1 protein-coding gene and 1 pseudogene are annotated in these 558 nt (G+C 56.5%); both read left to right on the top strand.

The window, feature by feature from the left end; translation table 11 throughout:
* The coding region (locus HV796_RS43190) for a transposase domain-containing protein (protein ID WP_175233666.1) at positions 1-180 on the top strand (180 nt) is incomplete at its 5' end.
* Positions 181-230: 50 nt separating this feature from the next.
* Positions 231-558, top strand: a pseudogene (locus HV796_RS43185) (IS110 family transposase); the annotation flags it as partial.

Here is a 558-nt window from a genome sequence, read left to right as displayed (position 1 = left end):
GCGAAGGCGAGCGCCATCATCTATAGCCTGATGCTCACGTGCCGCGCGTGCAACGTCGAACCGTATACCTATCTGCTTCGCGTGCTAACCGAACTACCGCAGCGTGGAGCGAATGCCGATATCAGCGATCTGTTGCCGTTCAACGTTGCCAAGCCGCGCGACGTATTAGTTCCTGCATGATCTAGCCCTACGCGCCGGCTCATTGCGGTGTGCGTTAATTCGCGCTTACGATTCACGGTGTGAACGAACACGGCAAGGCCACCTTGAGGAAGCGGCTCAAGCGCGACCAGATGGCATCGTTCTTTGCCACGCTTACTCCTTGCCTCATAGGCATGGAAGCCTGTGGCAGTGCTCATCATTGGGCTCGCAAGCTGCAAGGCTTTGGACACACGGTACGGCTAATGGTACCGCAGTTCGTCAAACCATACGTCAAGACTAACAAGAACAACGTCGCCGATGCCGAAGCGATCTGCGAAGCGGTGGCACGACCGAACATGAGATTTGTGCCGATGAAGAATGCTGAGCAGCAAGCGGTATTGTCTCTGCACCGTGCTCGCC

The organism is Paraburkholderia humisilvae (genome assembly GCF_902859855.1).
Taxonomy (GTDB): domain Bacteria; phylum Pseudomonadota; class Gammaproteobacteria; order Burkholderiales; family Burkholderiaceae; genus Paraburkholderia; species Paraburkholderia humisilvae.
This window is presented reverse-complemented; position numbering and strand designations above follow the sequence as displayed.